The 17174-nt window shown below is 63.9% G+C and carries 14 protein-coding genes; 4 read left to right on the top strand and 10 right to left on the bottom strand.

Going from position 1 to position 17174, the window contains the following annotated elements:
• The first annotated feature begins 277 nt into the window (after window positions 1-277).
• Complete coding sequence (locus R2N11_RS17845) at window positions 278-628, top strand: tyrosine-type recombinase/integrase (protein ID WP_316681846.1); 351 nt, start codon at window positions 278-280, stop codon at window positions 626-628.
• Between the two features lie 103 nt (window positions 629-731).
• On the opposite strand, the gene R2N11_RS17840 is transcribed toward R2N11_RS17845, so the two are convergent.
• Together R2N11_RS17840 and R2N11_RS17835 are read right to left on the bottom strand one after the other, a co-directional pair.
• On the bottom strand, window positions 732-1370 hold the full coding sequence (locus tag R2N11_RS17840; RefSeq protein ID WP_316681845.1) for an FMN-binding negative transcriptional regulator: 639 nt from the start codon (window positions 1368-1370) through the stop codon (window positions 732-734).
• A gap of 105 nt (window positions 1371-1475) precedes the next feature.
• Window positions 1476-2633 carry an acyl-CoA dehydrogenase family protein gene (locus tag R2N11_RS17835; protein WP_316681844.1) on the bottom strand — a complete coding sequence of 386 codons (1158 nt, stop codon included), beginning with the start codon at window positions 2631-2633 and terminating at the stop codon, window positions 1476-1478.
• A 114-nt stretch (window positions 2634-2747) separates the two neighbouring features.
• Here R2N11_RS17835 and R2N11_RS17830 point away from each other — a divergent pair, with 114 nt between their 5' ends.
• Complete coding sequence (locus tag R2N11_RS17830) at window positions 2748-3668, top strand: LysR family transcriptional regulator (protein ID WP_316681843.1); 921 nt, start codon at window positions 2748-2750, stop codon at window positions 3666-3668.
• Here the strand turns inward: R2N11_RS17830 and R2N11_RS17825 are convergent, their stop codons facing one another.
• Window positions 3669-4586, bottom strand: coding sequence for a LysR family transcriptional regulator (locus R2N11_RS17825; RefSeq protein ID WP_316681842.1), 918 nt, complete (start codon window positions 4584-4586; stop codon window positions 3669-3671).
• Between the two features lie 130 nt (window positions 4587-4716).
• Between R2N11_RS17825 and metE the strand changes: the two genes are divergently transcribed.
• The gene (gene metE / locus R2N11_RS17820; RefSeq protein ID WP_316681841.1) at window positions 4717-7038 is read left to right on the top strand and encodes a 5-methyltetrahydropteroyltriglutamate--homocysteine S-methyltransferase; all 2322 of its coding nucleotides are present in this window, start codon (window positions 4717-4719) and stop codon (window positions 7036-7038) included.
• A 75-nt stretch (window positions 7039-7113) separates the two neighbouring features.
• On the opposite strand, the gene R2N11_RS17815 is transcribed toward metE, so the two are convergent.
• From R2N11_RS17815 to R2N11_RS17785, 7 genes are all read right to left on the bottom strand, one after another.
• Window positions 7114-7776, bottom strand: coding sequence for a DUF799 domain-containing protein (locus tag R2N11_RS17815; protein ID WP_199031926.1), 663 nt, complete (start codon window positions 7774-7776; stop codon window positions 7114-7116).
• Window positions 7776-8141, bottom strand: a complete 366-nt coding sequence (locus tag R2N11_RS17810; protein ID WP_199031925.1) for a DUF4810 domain-containing protein — start codon at window positions 8139-8141, stop codon at window positions 7776-7778. Before R2N11_RS17810 ends, R2N11_RS17815 begins: the two co-directional genes overlap by 1 nt.
• Window positions 8142-8190: 49 nt before the next feature.
• Window positions 8191-8874 carry a CsgG/HfaB family protein gene (locus tag R2N11_RS17805; RefSeq protein WP_199031924.1) on the bottom strand — a complete coding sequence of 228 codons (684 nt, stop codon included), beginning with the start codon at window positions 8872-8874 and terminating at the stop codon, window positions 8191-8193.
• Window positions 8875-9274: 400 nt separating this feature from the next.
• The gene (locus R2N11_RS17800; RefSeq protein ID WP_316681839.1) at window positions 9275-10045 is read right to left on the bottom strand and encodes a crotonase/enoyl-CoA hydratase family protein; all 771 of its coding nucleotides are present in this window, start codon (window positions 10043-10045) and stop codon (window positions 9275-9277) included.
• Window positions 10046-10094: 49 nt separating this feature from the next.
• Window positions 10095-13190, bottom strand: coding sequence for an efflux RND transporter permease subunit (locus R2N11_RS17795; protein ID WP_199031922.1), 3096 nt, complete (start codon window positions 13188-13190; stop codon window positions 10095-10097).
• Window positions 13187-14347 carry an efflux RND transporter periplasmic adaptor subunit gene (locus R2N11_RS17790; protein ID WP_316681838.1) on the bottom strand — a complete coding sequence of 387 codons (1161 nt, stop codon included), beginning with the start codon at window positions 14345-14347 and terminating at the stop codon, window positions 13187-13189. The genes R2N11_RS17795 and R2N11_RS17790 overlap by 4 nt, the downstream gene beginning before the upstream one ends.
• Window positions 14344-15936, bottom strand: a complete 1593-nt coding sequence (locus tag R2N11_RS17785) for an efflux transporter outer membrane subunit (RefSeq protein WP_316681837.1) — start codon at window positions 15934-15936, stop codon at window positions 14344-14346. The genes R2N11_RS17790 and R2N11_RS17785 overlap by 4 nt, the downstream gene beginning before the upstream one ends.
• A gap of 269 nt (window positions 15937-16205) precedes the next feature.
• On the opposite strand from R2N11_RS17785, the gene R2N11_RS17780 reads away from it, so the two are divergent.
• Window positions 16206-17087 carry a Rossmann-like and DUF2520 domain-containing protein gene (locus tag R2N11_RS17780; protein WP_199031919.1) on the top strand — a complete coding sequence of 294 codons (882 nt, stop codon included), beginning with the start codon at window positions 16206-16208 and terminating at the stop codon, window positions 17085-17087.
• Window positions 17088-17174 lie beyond the last annotated feature (87 nt).

The raw sequence follows: 17174 nt of genomic DNA, 5'->3' as shown, positions 1-17174 counted from the left end.
CTCAAGCTTGAACTCCCGGCTAAATTGCCGCCTCGTTCCCATAAACCACCTCCAGTTTCATTTTCCACCTTAACAAGGTGTCCATGAAACCGGCAGCAGCCCATCCAGCGCTCTCCACCAGTTAGCGTTTTCATCAAGAGCCGCAACCGCAAGTGCGATGTCCTTATCCACTAACGCATTGACTTGTGCATCGCTTAAGGGCTCATCGGACACCGTGTGGGGGTAGTGAATAGCCTTCTATTCTGGTATGCGCCGCTCGGAGATTTTGAGGGCCAAGGTGACGAAGAAGGGCTTTTCGCTATCGAAGACGAAGAACGGACTACCGCGCATCGTGCCCATTCATCCAAAGATCGCTGTACTTGCCCGCAAGGTACGATTTACGATTAACGGTGACCACTTTGCTTGGCACTACGAGAAGGCGCGCAAGAAAGCCGGTCTTGAGCATCTCCGATTCCACGATTTGCGGCGCGGAGCAGCCTCAGAAATGATCAATCAGGACGTTGATCTGTACACGGTAGGGGCTGTTTTGGGCCACAAGGATGCGAAGTCAACGGCACGTTATGCGCACCTTGTGACAAACAAACTGGCCCAAGCCGTGGGGAGGATAGGCAAAAAAACACACACCTAAGAAAGACAAAAGGCCTCACGGTTTCCCGTGAAGCCTTATGAATACTGGTGGGGCGTGAGTGACTCGAACACTCGACCTACGGATTAAGAGTCCGCTGCTCTCATTATTCCGGTTTCGCCGCGGCGCAAGCCAGCATCGCGTCGCTGATCACGCGTTCGCCATTGGCCTTGAGCGCTTCGCCAGCGCCAACCATATCCCGCGTCTCTTTGTTCTGGCTCAGTTTGAGCTTGCCTTCGAGCCGCGTGATCTCGACCTCGATGCCGACGATCATCTTGAGCAGCGTGTCGATGTAATCAGCGGGGGCGTCGGACATCTTCCACGGCGTGGGTTGCGATGCCTCGTGCGTGCGCGTCAGGCGCGCCACTACACCACGCACAAAGCGCTCGTCGTCGCGGATGGTGATGCGCCCGTGCGCATGCGCCACGCGGTAGTTCCACGTCGGCACCTGCTTATGCGCTTCGTGCTTGCTCGGATACCACGTCGGCGAGATATACGCGTCGCCCGCGCGGAAGATGACCAGTACCTCATCGCCGTTGGCCACGTCTTGCCAGACCGGATTGGCGCGTGCGACGTGGGCGTGCAGCGTGCCCAGCTTGCCTTCTTCGGGCAGCAACAGGAATGGAATGTGGTTCGCATCGAGCCCGTTCTTGCCGTGTGTCACCAGCGAGCCGAACGGATTCTGCGCGATCAGCGCGTGCAGCGCCTCGGTGCGCGATTCTTCAAAGTGGGCGGGAACGTACATGGCAACTCCGGCAACAGCCGTGCAAATCAAGTAGGAACCTACCCATTCTGAACCAAAGCGTGGCCCCAATACAGAGCCAGCTCCGAAGCCATTCCTGGAGCCAGCTCAGTCCCGCAGCAGGTTCTTGGCGATGATGAGTTGTTGAATTTGTGTCGTTCCTTCATACAGGCGCAGCAGGCGCACGTCACGGTAGAAGCGCTCGGCCTTGTATTCGGCAATGTAGCCCGCGCCACCGTGGATCTGCACGGCGCGATCCGCCACGCGCCCCACCATTTCCGTACAGAACATCTTGGTGCAGGAGGCCAGCATGCTGACTTCGTGGTCCTGTTTGCCGACGGGCTTGGCGTCATAGCGGCGAGCACAGTCACGCACCATGGACAGACCGGCATACAACTCGGCCTGGCTATCGGCCAGCATGGCCTGGATCAGCTGAAAATCTGCGATCGGTTGGCCGAACTGCTTGCGTTCCTTGGCATAGGCCACGGCATCCGTGATCAGCCGATGCGCCATGCCGCATGCGAGTGCCGAGATGTGCAGACGGCCGCGATCCAGCACCTTCATCGCCGTCTTGAAGCCCTGCCCGGCTAGACCGCCGATGATGTTGGCAGCGGGCACACGCACGTTGTCGAGCATCACATCGCACGTCTTGGTGCCGCGCTGGCCCATCTTCTTGTCCGGCTTGCCCAGCGTAATGCCCGGCGTATCAGCCGGTACGATGAAGGCGGAGATGCCACCCGCGCCTTCGCCGCCCGTGCGCGCCATCAGCGTGAATGCTCCGGCGCGCGGCGCATTGGTAATGAAGCGTTTCGTGCCATTGATGACGTAGTGATCGCCGTCCAGCGTGGCGCGTGTCTGCAGCGATGCCGCATCCGAACCGGCGCCCGGCTCGGTAAGCGCAAACGAAATGATCAGCTCGCCGCTGGCGATACGCGGCAGGTAATCCGCCTTCTGCGCATCGGTGCCGTCCATCAGGATGCCCTGCGAACCAATACCAACGTTGGTGCCAAACACCGAGCGGAATGCCAGCGCCGTATGGCCCAGGTCGTACCCCACTTCGCATTCCTGCGCCATCGACAGACCAATGCCGCCGTGCGCTTCCGGAATCGAGAGGCCAAACAGGCCCATCTCTTTCATGTCGGCGACGATCTCTGCTGGCACGTCATCCTCTTCTTCAAGGATGTTTTCCGCCGGCATGAGCCGTTCCTGAATGAAGCGCTGCACCGATTGCTGCAGCAGACCGAAGGATTCGTCGTCGAGCGCCATATCGCCTGGCTCCAATGGAATATTCCGAAAGATGGTACCGGGTTGGTGCATTTTGACAATCAGGTCTCACATCAACAGAATGTCAAATCCACTTCACCAATATGGCACGCCGGGATGGATCTCAATGCACTCAAGCTGTTCGTGGAAATCGTCGATTCGGGCAACCTGTCGGCGGCGGCGCGCAAGCTGCAAACCACGCGCTCCAATGTGAGCCATCGGCTCAAGGCCTTTGAGCGGGCGCTGGGTGTGCAACTGCTGCGCCGGACCACTCGCCGCGTGGAGCCGACCGAAGTCGGCGCCGGCATCTACGAGCACGGGCGCAGCATCCTGCGCGAGATGGCGGCGGCGGATGCACTGGTCTCGTCGCTGGGAAAATCACTGCAGGGCAGCGTGCGGTTATCCGTGCCAACGGGGCTGGGGCACCTGCTGGTGTCGCCGCTGCTGGTGGCGTTCAAGCGCGCGTATCCGGATATCCGGCTGGATGTGCGTTTCGACAACCGTGTGTCAGATCTGATTGGCGAAGACGTGGATGTCGCGCTGCGCATCGTGTCGAACCCGCCCGAGTCGCTGGTCGCCACGCTGCTCGATGAAGTCGATTGGGTGTTGTGTGCCGCACCGGATTACCTTGCGACGCATGGCACACCGAAGACGCTTGATGCGCTGGCCAAACACACCATCGTCAGCGCACCGGCGGTTGGGCAGCCGCTGCGGCTATCCGCACAACTGGGCGATGAGCGGGCGCACGTCACGCTCGACCCGGGCGTTTCGTCCGACAACTATCTGTTCCTGCAAGCGTCCGTGCGCGCCGGCAACGGGCTGGGCATCCTGCCCTACTACGCCGCCGCCGATGACTTGCGCGAGGGCCACGTCAAACGCGTGCTGCCGGGGTATCGGTTCAGTGTGTTCGGCAGCCGGCTCTACATGCTCGCCATGCCGAGCCGGTATCGGACGCTGGCAACGCGGCATCTGCTGGATTTTCTGAAAGACGGCCTGCAGAACAAGCTGCCGCGCCTGCCCCAGAAAACACGCACCTGACTAGGCTTCCAACGGCATCAGCCCCGGCAACTGTGCAAAGCAGATCGACTTGGCCGTCTCGATAAAGTCCTGCGCAAACGGGGCCTGCGCGTAGTCGCGTGTCATGGCCGCGTACAGATCGCTCCACACACCGTCTTTGCCAACGCGCTTGGCCACCACGTATTCGTAGTCGATGTAGTTCTTGATACCCCAGCTTGGCAGTGCAGCCAGCCCGCGGCGGCTGGCGACGAGCTGCAGCACGGCAATGGTCAGCTCCGCCGTGCGACGGTTGAACACGATAGCGGCGGGCGTCAGCACCTGCCGGATCAGGTCGATGCGCTCTTCCGGCACGGGATACGTGATGAGCGTCTGGTCTGCGAAGTCCTTCGCCTCCAGCCATTTCTTGTTGCGCAGAGGGTGATCCACAGGCAGCACGGCCAGGATCTCGAAGCGGAACAGCGGCGCGAACACCACGCCCCGGCGCATCTTCGCATCAGAGCCGATGATGACGTCGGCACGGCCATCCTTGAGCAGCGCGAGCGGATCGGTATGAAAGCCAGAGACGAGGTCCATTTCCACCTCGGGCCAACGCTGGCGGAAGGCATCCATCACCGGCATCAGCCAGTCAAAGCAGGTGTGGCATTCCAGCGCAATGCGCAGCGTGCCGGCGGCACGGCCCTTGATGCGCTCCAGGTCGCGCTCGGCGGCCTGGATGTCGGCGACCACCTTCTGGGCGAGTTCCAGCAAGCGCTCGCCGGCCTCGCTCAACTCCACGGTCTGTCCCTTGCGGCGCACGACGGCCAGCCCGTAGTGCGATTCCAGCGCACGCAACTGGTGCGACAGCGCCGACTGCGTCAGGTGCAGCCGCTCGGCCGCCCGCGACACCGAGCCGCCATCAGCCAAGGCAATCAGGGTACGTAGATGACGGATTTCCAGCATAGCCGTGCAATTCCCAAAATATGAATTTCATTCAATGATGGCGAAAATAATATCATTTGATTCATGCTACGTCGTCGCCCATCATCACAGGACTCAAAAATCGACCTGCACTTTGGCGCCTGTATCCCCTATGACGACCATCCACACCCTCGGCTACCCGCGCATCGGCGCACAGCGTGAGTTGAAGTTCGCTCTCGAATCGTTCTGGAAAGGCACCTCTGCGGAAGACGACCTGCGTACCACCGGCCGGGCATTGCGCGAGCGCCACTGGGCGGCCCAGCGCGACGCCGGCCTGGATTTCGTGACCGTGGGTGATTTCGCCTGGTACGACCAGGTGCTGCAGACAGCCGCCCTGCTGGGCGCCATTCCCACGCGTTTTGGCTTTGATGCGGCACAACTGACGCTGGCGCAATCGTTCGTGCTCGCACGCGGCAATGCCGACCACGCCGCCATGGAAATGACCAAGTGGTTCGACACCAACTACCACTACCTCGTGCCGGAGCTCACGCCCGACCTGCAGTTCGGCCCCGGCGCCGATTGGCTCTTCGACGAGGTGCGCGAGGCACAGGTAGCGGGCCATCGCGTCAAGGTGGTGCTGATCGGACCGGTCACGTTCCTGCATCTGTCCAAGGCGCGCAATGGCCTTACAGATAAGCTCGCGCTGCTGCCGCAGGTGCTGCAGGCCTATGCTGCCGTGCTACAGCGCCTGGCCGCGCTGAACGTGGAGTGGGTGCAGATCGACGAACCGGCATTGGTGTTGGACCTGCCGCAACCTTGGGTGGATGCGTTCGGCCCGGCTTACCAGGCCCTGCAAGCGGCCAACGGCCCCAAGCTGCTGCTGGCGACCTACTTTGAGGCCGCCGCGCATCATGCAGCGCTCATCCGGTCGCTGCCGGTGGCGGGGGTGCACCTGGACCTCGTGCGCGCACCGGAGCAGCTCACGGCCTTTGCACCGTGGCCATCAGACAAGGTGCTGTCCGTTGGCGTGGTCGATGGCCGCAATATCTGGCGCACGGATCTCGCGCGCGTGCTGGAACGCTTGGCGCCACTGGCCGAGGCCTTCGATGATCGCCTGTGGATCGCGCCGAGCTGCTCGCTACTACACGTACCGGTGGACCTCTCGGCTGAAACCAAGCTGGACGAAGAACTGAAGGGCTGGCTGGCATTTGCCCGCCAGAAACTGGATGAGCTGTTCGTCCTCAAGCGTGCGCTGGTGGAAGGTGCCGCTTCCGTACAAGGCGCGCTCGACGCAAATCGCGCCGCCATCGCCTCGCGCGCAGCGTCACGTCGCGTACACAACGCCAGCGTCAAAAAACGCCTGGCCGCCGTTCGCGCGGAAGACGCCCAGCGTGCCGCCGACTACCCCACGCGCGCCCAGGCCCAGCAAGCCCGTCTGAACCTGCCGTTGTTGCCGACCACCACCATCGGGTCGTTCCCGCAGACGGCTGAAATCCGCCAGACGCGCGCACGCCACAAGCGTGGCGACCTGCCCGCGCTGGACTATCTGGAGCGCATGCGCGCCGAAATCACCGACGTGGTGCGCCGCCAGGAGGCCCTGGGGCTGGACATGCTCGTGCATGGAGAAGCCGAGCGCAACGACATGGTCGAGTACTTTGGAGAGTTGCTGTGGGGCTATGCCTTCACCGCCAACGGCTGGGTGCAGAGCTACGGCTCACGCTGCGTGAAGCCGCCCATCATCTACGGCGATGTGTACCGCCCCGAGCCAATGACGGTGGAGTGGTCCAAGTACGCGCAGAGCCTGACCACCAAGCCGATGAAGGGCATGCTGACCGGCCCTGTGACGATGCTGCAATGGTCCTTCGTGCGAGACGACCAGCCACGCGAACAGACAGCACTGCAGATCGCCCTGGCGTTGCGCGACGAGGTATGCGATCTGGAAACGGCCGGCATCGCCGCCATCCAGATCGACGAACCGGCCTTCCGCGAAGGCTTGCCGCTGCGTGCAGCTGACGTACCTGGGTACCTGGAATGGGCCGCGCGGGTGTTCCGCGTATCGGCCTCGGGCGTGCGCAACGATACGCAGATCCACACACACATGTGCTATTCGGAGTTCAACGACATCCTGCCGGCCATCGCGTCGATGGACGCCGACGTGATCACCATCGAGACCTCGCGCTCGAACATGGAGTTGCTGGACGCGTTTGGCGAGTTTGCCTACCCCAACGAGATCGGCCCCGGCGTGTACGACATCCACTCGCCACGCGTGCCGCGCGTGGAAGAGATGGAAGCGCTGCTCGACAAGGCCGCGCAGGTGGTGCCGGTGCAGCGCCTGTGGGTGAACCCAGATTGCGGCCTGAAGACGCGTGGTTGGCCGGAAGTGGAAGCGGCGCTGCAAGGCATGGTGGAGGCAACGCGCCGCTTGCGTGCCAAGCATGCGAAGACGCGGCATGCAGGAAGCAAGGCCATGCACGCTGAAAGCGTAACGGCGTAAGCAGCCGCAACGCCCCAAAGAAAAACGCCAACCGGTTTGTTTCGGTTGGCGTCTTTTCTTACTACCGAGAGTCGCTTAGTCCGTGCCGTACTTGGGCGAACGTGGACCATACAGCAGCCCGCCCGGTTGCCCAGCCGACAGCAGACGCGCGCTGGTCGTACCGGCCACCTTGTAGCCCTGGTCGGTCACGTTGGCGATGATCTGATTGACTGCCGCCGACACCAGCATGCCGATCAGGCCGCCGCCGGAGTTGTTCCCGCCCTCGTTGTTCGACGCGCTGGCGTGCCCCGTCCAGAGCGTCTGCCCACTCTTCAGGTCCACCAGCTTGGCATCAGCCGACACGACGGTGGCGCTGCTCACCACCATGTACTTGCTGCCGTACTGCGTGACAGTGACATACAGCGCGGCGTCCGCACCGAAGATGTCGTGCAGCTTGGCCACCGGCACACCATGGATGTCGCCTGCCGTGGTCAGACCGTTCTGGCGGAAGGTCTCATCAACCAGCGCCACCGGCAGCACGTAGTAGCCCGCCTCCGCCAACGGCACCGTCACTTGCGACAGCATGCCGTAGGTCGCCCCCACGTCCGGCGATTCGTTCAGCGGCGGCAGCACCACGATGGAACGCGGCTTGCTGGCCTTGAAAGCCGAATAGTCGATGTTCTTTGTCGGCGCGGCGCAGCCCGCCATCAAGGCAACCACGCTGGCCGCCGCAAACAGTTTCAGGAAGCGCTTGGCCATCAGTTGGTCCCCTTCTTCACGTTCTTCATCAGGAAATCGATGTACGTCGTCGACTCCGGAAACAGCGCCTTCTCGGTATTGAACTCCTGGACCATCTGGTCATCCTTGCCCAGGCTCGAATACAGCATGCCCAGTTGAGCGTGATAGCCCGGCGGCACGGCGCCATTGGTGGCCTTGATCTTCTCCAGGCCGCGCTCGAGTTCCGCCACCTGGGCTTCCTTTGCTTCGCCCTTGAAGTACTGATACACCTGCGGCTGATAGCCTTCCCACTGGTACAGCGGCTTCGGGCCGGCGCAACCCGCCAGCATTGCACTCCCGACGGCCACACCGGCCGCCGCGCGCCACATCGCAAACACCTTGCTCATGACTGTTGTTACCCCTAATTTCCCGTTTTTGTTTTGACTGCGTGTCTTCTTACTGCGCGCCAGGCTTCCAGGCACCGCTTTCGATACCGTTGACCAGGTTGTTCACCGCTTCACGCATGGCCAGATCCAGCACCTTGCCGTTAAGCGTCGAGTCGTAGCTGGCCGTCCCGCCAAAGCCGATCACTTCGCGGTTCGACAGCTTGTATTCACCTGCACCACCCACCGAGTACACGACTTCCGAGGTCGAGATGTTGACCACGTTCAGTGCGACCTTCGCGTAGGCGACCTGCTCCTTGCCGCGGCCGAGGATGCCGAACAGTTGCTGGTCACCGGTTTCCTTGCGGCCGAACTCGGTCACGTCGCCGGTGATGACGTAGTCAGCGCCCTTGAGCTTCTGTGCGGTGTTCTTGATCGCGGCTTCCTGCTTGATCTCCGCCATGTTGTCGCGGTCCAGCACGGAGAAGCGGTTCGTCTGCTGCAGATGCGTGATCAGGATGGTCTTGGCTTGGCCGCCCAGGCGGTCCACGCCATCCGAGAACACGCCGCGCATGTACGCCGATCGGTTATCGAACTTGCCCACGGCAATCGGAGCGCGCACGCCGACGTACGGGCGGCTCGCGCTTTCCACCTTGGCAACCGGCAATGCTTGCGACGATTCGGTCGCGCAGCCGCCGAGCATGCCCAGTGCCAACGCCGCAGCGCCGGCAAACATCAACTTCGAGGTTTGCTTCATTCGACTTCTCCCTTAAAAAAATATGAAATCTGATTTTCTAAAATATTAATTCGAGTCTTTGCGGAATGCGCCCAGGCAGTATCGGCACGGCATGGCCCGCGCTTGATGGAAAACAGAGAGAAAAGTTGGATCCACCCGCAATGCTCCGCGCGACGGCCTGGCGAGGCCCCGCGCGGATATGCGTGTCGACAATGTCCGCAACGCTGTACGTCGTAGCGAACCACCCCCACACTGCCCCTGGACTTGCCTTATTCGAGCGTCGATGCGTCGATTATTTTCAGCAAAGCGCGGATTGTACCGGCTGTTTTAGCGGGTCAAGGTGATAAAGGATCAACCCGCATTCCCCACGGATTTCGGGTTGACTTTTTAAATGCCAAATCGTGATCAACGCGCAATCCGGTTATTGACCGTGCCGTCCGGCACCGTCGGCAAATCGCGCCGCACCCTCCACCCCTTCGGCAAACACGATTGGCGTACCTCGCGCACCTTCCTGCCGCAACGCCGCTGCCAACGGCAGATCCCACTGGGCATACGCCGACGCCCGGTCAGTCAACATGCATTGCTGCGGAAACGCGGCAATGTCTCGGGCAAGCTGTTGTGCAACGGCAAGCGCCTCGCCAGGCTCGACCACGCGATTGGCCAGCCCCATGGCGAGCGCCTCGTCGGCGGGCACAGCACGGCCAGTCAGGATCATGTCCAGCGCGCGGCCCATGCCGATGATGCGCGGCAAGCGCACCGTGCCACCGTCGATGAGCGGCACGCCCCAGCGACGGCAGAACACGCCGAACACGGCATCGCGTTCCATCACGCGCAGATCGGCCAACAGCGCAAGCTCAAGGCCACCCGCCACGGCGTAGCCGCTCACCGCCGCGATGAGCGGTTTGGACAACGCCATGCGTGACGGCCCCATCGGACCAGGCGCCCCGCCCTCTGGGTCGAGATGATTGCGTCTTGAAGGATCGCCAACGGCGGTCAGATCGGCGCCAGCGCAGAAGTGCCCGCCCGTGCCGGCCAGCACGGCCACGCGTAGCGCATCATCGGCTTCAAAGCGCTCGAACGCGGCGAGCAGCGCGGCCGCGGTTGGCCCATCCACCGCGTTGCGGCAGCCGGGCCGGTTGAGCAGGATCGTGCAGACCGGGCCATCGGTCTGGAACAGCACAGCATCGGACATGGGCGGTCTCCTGTTCTTGAGTGCTCCGGCAGACCGCCCGATGCTACACCTAGCGCTGACCGGGCTCCGACGCCGGTTCCACTTGATGCCCATGATGGCGCGCACCACGGAACTTGCGCAGCGTCCATTCCTTGAGGTCATCCACCTTTTCGAACACCACGGGCACCACCAACAGGCTCAGCAGCGTGGAGGTCAGCAGGCCACCGATCACGGCCACCGCCATTGGCGCGCGGAACCCCGCGTCGCCTTCGAGGCCCAGTGCCATCGGCACCATGCCTGCTGTCATGGCCACCGTGGTCATGACGATGGGGCGGGCGCGCTTGTGGCACGCATCGATAATGGCATCCGTGCGCGACATGCCCATATCACGCCGGGCCACAATGGCGTATTCCACCAGCAGGATCGAGTTCTTGGTCACGATGCCCATCAGCATGAGCAAGCCGATCAGCGCTGGCAGCGACAAGCTGAAACCAAACAGCGCTAGCAACCCGAAAGCCCCGCCCACCGACAGCGGCAACGCCGCCAGAATCGTCACCGGCTGCGTAAAGTCGTGGAACAGCAGCACCAGCACCGCGTACACGCACAGCACGCCCGCAAACATGGCGAGGAAGAAGCTGCTGAACAACTCTTGCATGCCCTCCACATCGCCCGAGGCAATGCGGCGCACGCCCGGCGGCAGGTTCTTGATGGACGGCAGCGCCTCCACTGCCATGTTGGTCTCGCCCAGCGCACGCCCCTCCAGCCCCACGCTGATGGTGATGTTGCGGCTGCGGTCATAGCGGTCGATCTGCGCCGGGCCGCTGGCAATGGAGATGTCGGCGATATTCTCCAGCGGCACCGCGCCGTTGCGACCCGCCACGCGCAACTGCCGGATCGTCTCGATCTGGTTGCGCGCCTTCGGGTCCAGCTCCACGCGGATGTACACCTGCCGCTCCGGCAGGTTCAGCTTGGGCAGGTTGACGTCGTAATCGCCTGCCGTAGCCACGCGCACGGCCTGACCAATGGCGGCGGCTGTCACGCCTTGCTGCGCAGCACGCGCAAAGTCCGGGCGGATGATGATTTCGGGCCGCAGCAGGCTCGCCGAGGACGTAATCGCCCCCAGGCCCGGCACCATGCGCAGATCGCGCATCACATCGCGGGCGGATTGCTGCAGCGTGGCGGGGTCATCACCGGTCAGCACCACCTGCAACTGCTCACCCGAGCCCACCGCACCAAACGAAATGCGCACACCCGGCACGCCCTCCAGCATCTCGCGCAACTGGCGCTGCACCTCCTGCTGCTTGATATGGCGGTCATGCCTGTCCGTGAGCGAGATGGTGAGCGTGCCGTTGCGCACCTCACCGCCGTTGGAACCGGGCACCCCTGCCATCACGCCAGAACCGATGGCTGTATAGACGTGACGGACCTCCTTGTGCTGCATCACGATCTTGCGCACGCGCTCGGTGTTGTCGCGCGTCTGGGCGATGGTGCTACCGGGTGGGCTTTCCACCGTCATCTGCAGTTGCGCCCAGTCTTCTGGCGGCAGGAACGTCGCTGGAATCAACCCGATGATGGCGACCGACACCACAAAGAATGCTGCTGCCATGCTGCCCGTCTTCCACGGGTGGACCAGGCACCAGCGCGCCGCCTGCAGGTACCGCGTCATGATCCAGCTGTCGCGATTGGGCTCGTCCTGCGGCTTGAGCATGTAGGCCGCCATCATGGGCGTCAGCAACCGCGCCACCAGCAGCGACGCCAGCACCGCAAGCGAGGCCGTCCACCCGAACTGCTTGAAGAACTTGCCCGAGATCCCGCCCATGAAGGCGGTCGGCAGAAAGACCGCCACCAGCGTGAGCGAGGTGGCAATCACCGCCAGGCCAATCTCCTGCGCGGCCTCCGTCGCCGCCTCCAGCGGCTTCTTGCCGTCGCGCAGGTGACGCACGATGTTCTCCACCTCCACGATGGCATCGTCGACAAGAATCCCGACCACCAGCGTGAGCGCCAACAGCGTGATGCCGTTGAGCGTGAAGTCCAGCAGCTGCATGGCCGCAAACGTCGGGATGATCGACAACGGCAACGCCACCGCCGACACGAACGTCGCCCGCCAGTCGCGCAGGAACAGCCACACCACCAGCACGGCCAGGATGGCGCCTTCGTACAGCGCGTGCATCGAGGCGGTGTAGGCGTCGGCCACCGGCTTGACCATGTTGTAGACCTCGGTCACATGCACGTTGGGACGCTCGGCCTGCAGCTTGGCAATGGCCTCGCGCACGCCCTTGGCAACCGAGATCTCGCTAGCGCCGCGTGAGCGGAACACCTGGAAGCTCACAACCGGCTTGCCGTCGAACAACGCCATCTGACGTGGCTCGGCTGCGGTGTCACGTACGTCGGCCACGTCCGACAGGCGGATGCGCCGACCGTCCGGCAGCGGGATGTCCATCTGCGCCAGCTCGCGCGCACTCTTGACGGTGCCCAGCGTACGCACCGCCTGCTCCTGCCCGCCGATGTTGCCGCGCCCGCCCGGCGCCTCCTGCTGCATGCCGCGCACTTGTGCGCTGATGTCCGCCGCCGTCACGTTCAGCGCCTGCAGGCGCACCGGGTCGAGCTGCACACGCACCTCGCGGTCCACCCCGCCCTGGCGGGTAACCTTGGCCACGCCGTGCACAGACAGCAGCCGCTTGTTGACGGTGTTGTCGACAAACCAGGAGAGGTCCTCCGCGTCCATGTCCGTCGCTTCCACGGCATAGGTCAGCACCGGCAGGCTGGCGAACGTCACGCGCGAAATCACCGGCTCCTGCACGTCGGACGGCAGTTGCGCGCGGATGCGGCTGACCGCGTCGCGCACGTCGTTCACCGCTTCCTGCACGTCCTTCTCCAGCTGGAATTCGACCATCGTGGTCGAACTGCCATCGTTGATGGTGGAGGTGATGTGCTTGATGGCCCCGATGCTGGCGATGCTATCTTCGATCTTGCGCGTGACCTCGGTCTCCATCTGCGTGGGCGTGGCGCCCGGCAAGCTGGCTGTAACCGACACAGCAGGAAAGTCGATGTCCGGAAAATTCTGGATCGACAGCATCTTGAACGACACCAGCCCCGCCACCGTGATCAGGATGAACAGCAGGATCGACGGAATGGGCTTGCGGATCGCCCAGGCAGAGAAGTTCATCGCTTGGCTCCTGCTGCTGGCGACGATACCGCCGGCGCGGATGCGGGGGCTCCGGCTGCGGCCACGCGCACGAGGTCGCCATCACTCAGGAACGCCGCCCCAGCGGCGACCACCGCATCGCTCGGGTCAATCCCTTGCGTGACCTCCACCTGACCATCCTGACGGCGGCCCAGCACGACCTTGGTCTGACGCACGCGGCCCTGAGAACCCACCACCATCGTGTAGTCGTAACCATCGCGCGAGAACACCGCGGTCTCTGGCAGCGTCTTGGCTGGCGCATCGCCCAATAGCACATCGCCCGACAGGTACATGCCCGCCTTCACGCCTGCGCTGCCGGCTTCGGGCGGCAGATCGACATACACGAGACCGTTGCGCGTGTTGGCATCCACTGTGGGAGCAATCTGGCGCACGCGGCCGTTGACGATGCCGCCATCCATGCGCTTCAAGCGCACGGCTTGGCCGGGCTGCACGCGCGGCAGCACGTCGCCGTGCATCTCGGCGCGCCACTCCAGGCGGTTCTTGCGGATGAGTTTGAAGAGCTCGGTGCCGGATGACACTACCGCCCCCACCGTGGCCGAACGCGCGCTGATCACACCGTCATCGGGCGCCACCACCCGCGTGTAACGCAGGCGCAATTGCTGGCTGTCGAACTGCGCACGCGCCGAAGCCAGCTTGGCCGCAGCCGTCTTGGCCTGCGTGTCGTACTGCACCAGATCCTGCTGGCTGATGGCACCGCTTTTGTCGAGTTCGTGCGCACGGCGGGCTTCGCCTGCTGCCTGGGCTGCAGAAGCTTCGGCCTCTGCCAGCGTGGCCCGTTGCGCGGCAACGTCGGCCCGTACCGTCTCGTCCGACAGGCGTGCCAGCAGTTGGCCCTGCTTGACGACATCCCCCACGTTGACGAGCACCTCCGCCAGCTTCAACCCGCCGACTTCGGCGCCGATGCTAGCTTCCTGCCATGCCTGCACCGCACCGCTGGCCGTAGCCGCACGCGGCCATACCTGCTGCGCAAGATGCGCAACGTTGACGGTCAGCGCCGGCTTGGCCGCTGGTTGTTCCTTGCCCAGCCCCTTGCCTTCGGGTGCGGGCTTGCCGCACGCCACGAGCACACCAGCCAGTACTAAGGCCAGCCCAGCCATCCAAACACGTTGTCCTGTCATGAAGCATTTCCGTTGTGCGCTTGAGGCCCAGCGGCCGGCGCGGAAGCATTGGAAGAATTCGATTGGGCGTTATCAGCGGCGCCAGCATCATCTGCGCGCCAACCACCGCCCACGGCCTTGTACAGCGCGACCCACGCCTGCGCGCGTTCGAGCTTCACAGCCGCCAGTGACTGCGATGCCTGCAGCGTCGTGCGTCGCACATCCTCAAGCTGCAGCAGGCTGCCGGCACCCAGGCGATAGCGTGCGTTGGCCGCCTCCAGCACCTTCGTGTATTGCGCGTCGGCGGTGGTGGCAGCGTCGAGGCGGCGGTCAGCGGCGTCCAGCCGTACCAGCGCATCTTCAACTTCCTGCACGGCCTGGCGTACCTTGCCGCGATAGCTGGCGAGCGCCTGGTCATAGCGCGCACGTGCGGTTTCCACACGCGCCGCGCCCGCACCGCCTTCAAAAATCGGCAGTGACAGCGACGGACCAAACGACCACGACTTGCTCGTCAACGACTGCCCGCTCACGCGGAACGTGTTGATACCGATGGAACCCGCCAGCGTGAGTGACGGCAAGCGGCTCGCCACCGCCACGCCAATGTCAGCACTGGCCGCAGCCACCGCACGTTCAGACGACGACACATCGGGCCGCTGTGACAGCACCTGCGCCGGCACGTCGGGCGCGCCGGCATCAGGCGGTGCAGGAATCTGTGCACTCGCCTTGGCCAATAGCGCATTCAGTGCGTCGTGGTCCAGGCCGGTGAGCATGACGAGCTTGTCGATGCCCTGCGCGCATTGCGCCCGCTGGCTCTCCAGCGCGTTGACGGCATCGGCCACGGTGGCCTGCGCCTGCGCATAGTCAGCCGGCGCGACAAAGCCCGCGCGGAACTTGCGCTCAGTCAGCGATAACGTCTCCTGCCGCGAGGCGAGCGTCGTCGCGCCAATGTCGACCAGCGCTTCACACTCGCGCTGCTGCAAGTAGGTGTTGGCGACTTCCGCCGCCAGCGTCACGCGTGCGTCGTGCCAATCGGCTTGGCTGGCGGTCAACCGCGCGCCGGCGCTCTCCAAGCTGCGGCGCTTACCGCCAAACAGGTCGAGCTCCCAAGACGCATCGGCCTGCGCTGCCAGCGTGGTGATCGTGCCCAGCCCTAGCGTTGGGCTCAGCGTGCCCCCGGGCAGTCCACCAAAGCTTGATCCGCCAGTGAACTCGCTGCTGCCGAACCCGCCCTGTCGCGACGCCGAACCACTGCCCTTCAGCGTCGGAAAGAACGCCGCCTGGCTGGTGGAGACACTCGCGCGCGCCTCACGCACGCGCCCCACCGCCTGGGCGATGGTCGGGCTGCTGGTGTCAGCCTGCTCGACAAGCTGCGTCAGCACGGGATCGTGAAACTGCTCCCACCAGTGGGCCAGCGCCATGCGGCTGCCGTGGTGCGGCAGCGTGGCGTGCCAGCCTTGCGGCGCTTCGGTGCCGCTCAACTGCGGCGCGCGGTAGTCGGGCCCGACAGCGCAACCGGCCAGCAGCATCGCCAGCACCAGCGGTGCATATCGTCCACAACGTTGGGCAAGACCGCCGGAGGGCTTGCCCCTGGCGTGTCGACCTGTTTTCATGAATGCGTCCTTCAGGAAAGCAGCCGGAATTATGCCTAGTCAAGCGCCTTGGAAACACCCCGAGGGCGATGCCGCGCTCAGGCAACCCACAAAGAGCGGTCAGGTGATGCTCAGCGAACAGTGCGCGCCAGCAGTGAGTCTGGTCGTCACTCAGCCCACTCCAGGCTCCTGCATGCATGTTCACGTTTGGGAAAAAATCACGGCAGTTAATTGCAAATATCAGAAGGCAGCGGGCTTATGATCCGCCCGTTCTGACGCAGGGTTCCGGTATGTCCTCTTTAGCAATCGAAGCGCCCGTTTCCATCGGCTGGATTGGCGCAGGGCGCTTGGCGCGGGCGCTGGCCACGCGCGCATATCGTGCCGGCGTGCATAGCGCTGCGGTGGCCAGCCGCACGCACGCCAATGCTGCGTGGCTGGCGCAGGCAACGGGCGCCAGGGCGCTCGACACGCAAGGTGTGGCCGATGCGGCGGACTGGGTCTTCATCACCGTGCCAGATGACGCGATTGCCCGCATCACAGCAGGCGTGCGCTGGCGCCCCGGGCAGCTCGTCGTCCATTGCAGCGGCGCTGGCGAACGCGATCTACTGGACGCCGCACGCCAGGCCGGCGCAGATACCGCCAGCTTCCATCCACTCTTCCTTTTTGCCGGTTTGCCGGACGACGCGGAGCGCCTGGGTGGCGCGTCCATCGCCATCGAGGCAGACGCCCCGCATGATGCGGCGCTCGCGAATCTTGCCCAACGGCTCGGCTGCACGCCGCTGAAGGTCCGGCCCGGGCAACGCGCGCTGTATCACGCGGGAGCCAACTACGCGGCCAGTTTCCTGCTGTGCGCGCTGCATGAGGCGGCCACGCTGTGGCAGGCTGCGGGTATCGATCGCGACGCTGCCGTCGATGCTATGTGGCCGCTGGTGGACGGCACGCTGGCCGCTGCACGTGCGCGCGGTCTGGCTGGCGCCCTGGCCGGCCCTGTCTCGCGCGGTGACGGCGGCGTGATCGACAAGCACTTGCGTGCGCTCGACGCACTCGGCGCAGATCATGCGACGCTGTACACCGCCCTCACACGACGCGCCTTGGCACTGGCGGCCGAACGCGGCGCACCGTCCGCCGACGTGCTGGCCGACCTCGCCAAACGCATCGACCGCGCGCAATAGCAGCAACATCATCATTAGGATCGGGCGATGCGCATGCACCAATCTTGCGCGCGCCCTACAATCGGCAGCTTGCTCGCACGCCTGTCC

Origin of the sequence: Ralstonia flaminis, from assembly GCF_958415495.1 — a bacterium.
Taxonomy (GTDB): domain Bacteria; phylum Pseudomonadota; class Gammaproteobacteria; order Burkholderiales; family Burkholderiaceae; genus Ralstonia; species Ralstonia flaminis.
Note: the sequence above shows the minus strand (reverse complement) of the source record. Positions and strands in the feature narration are given on the sequence as shown.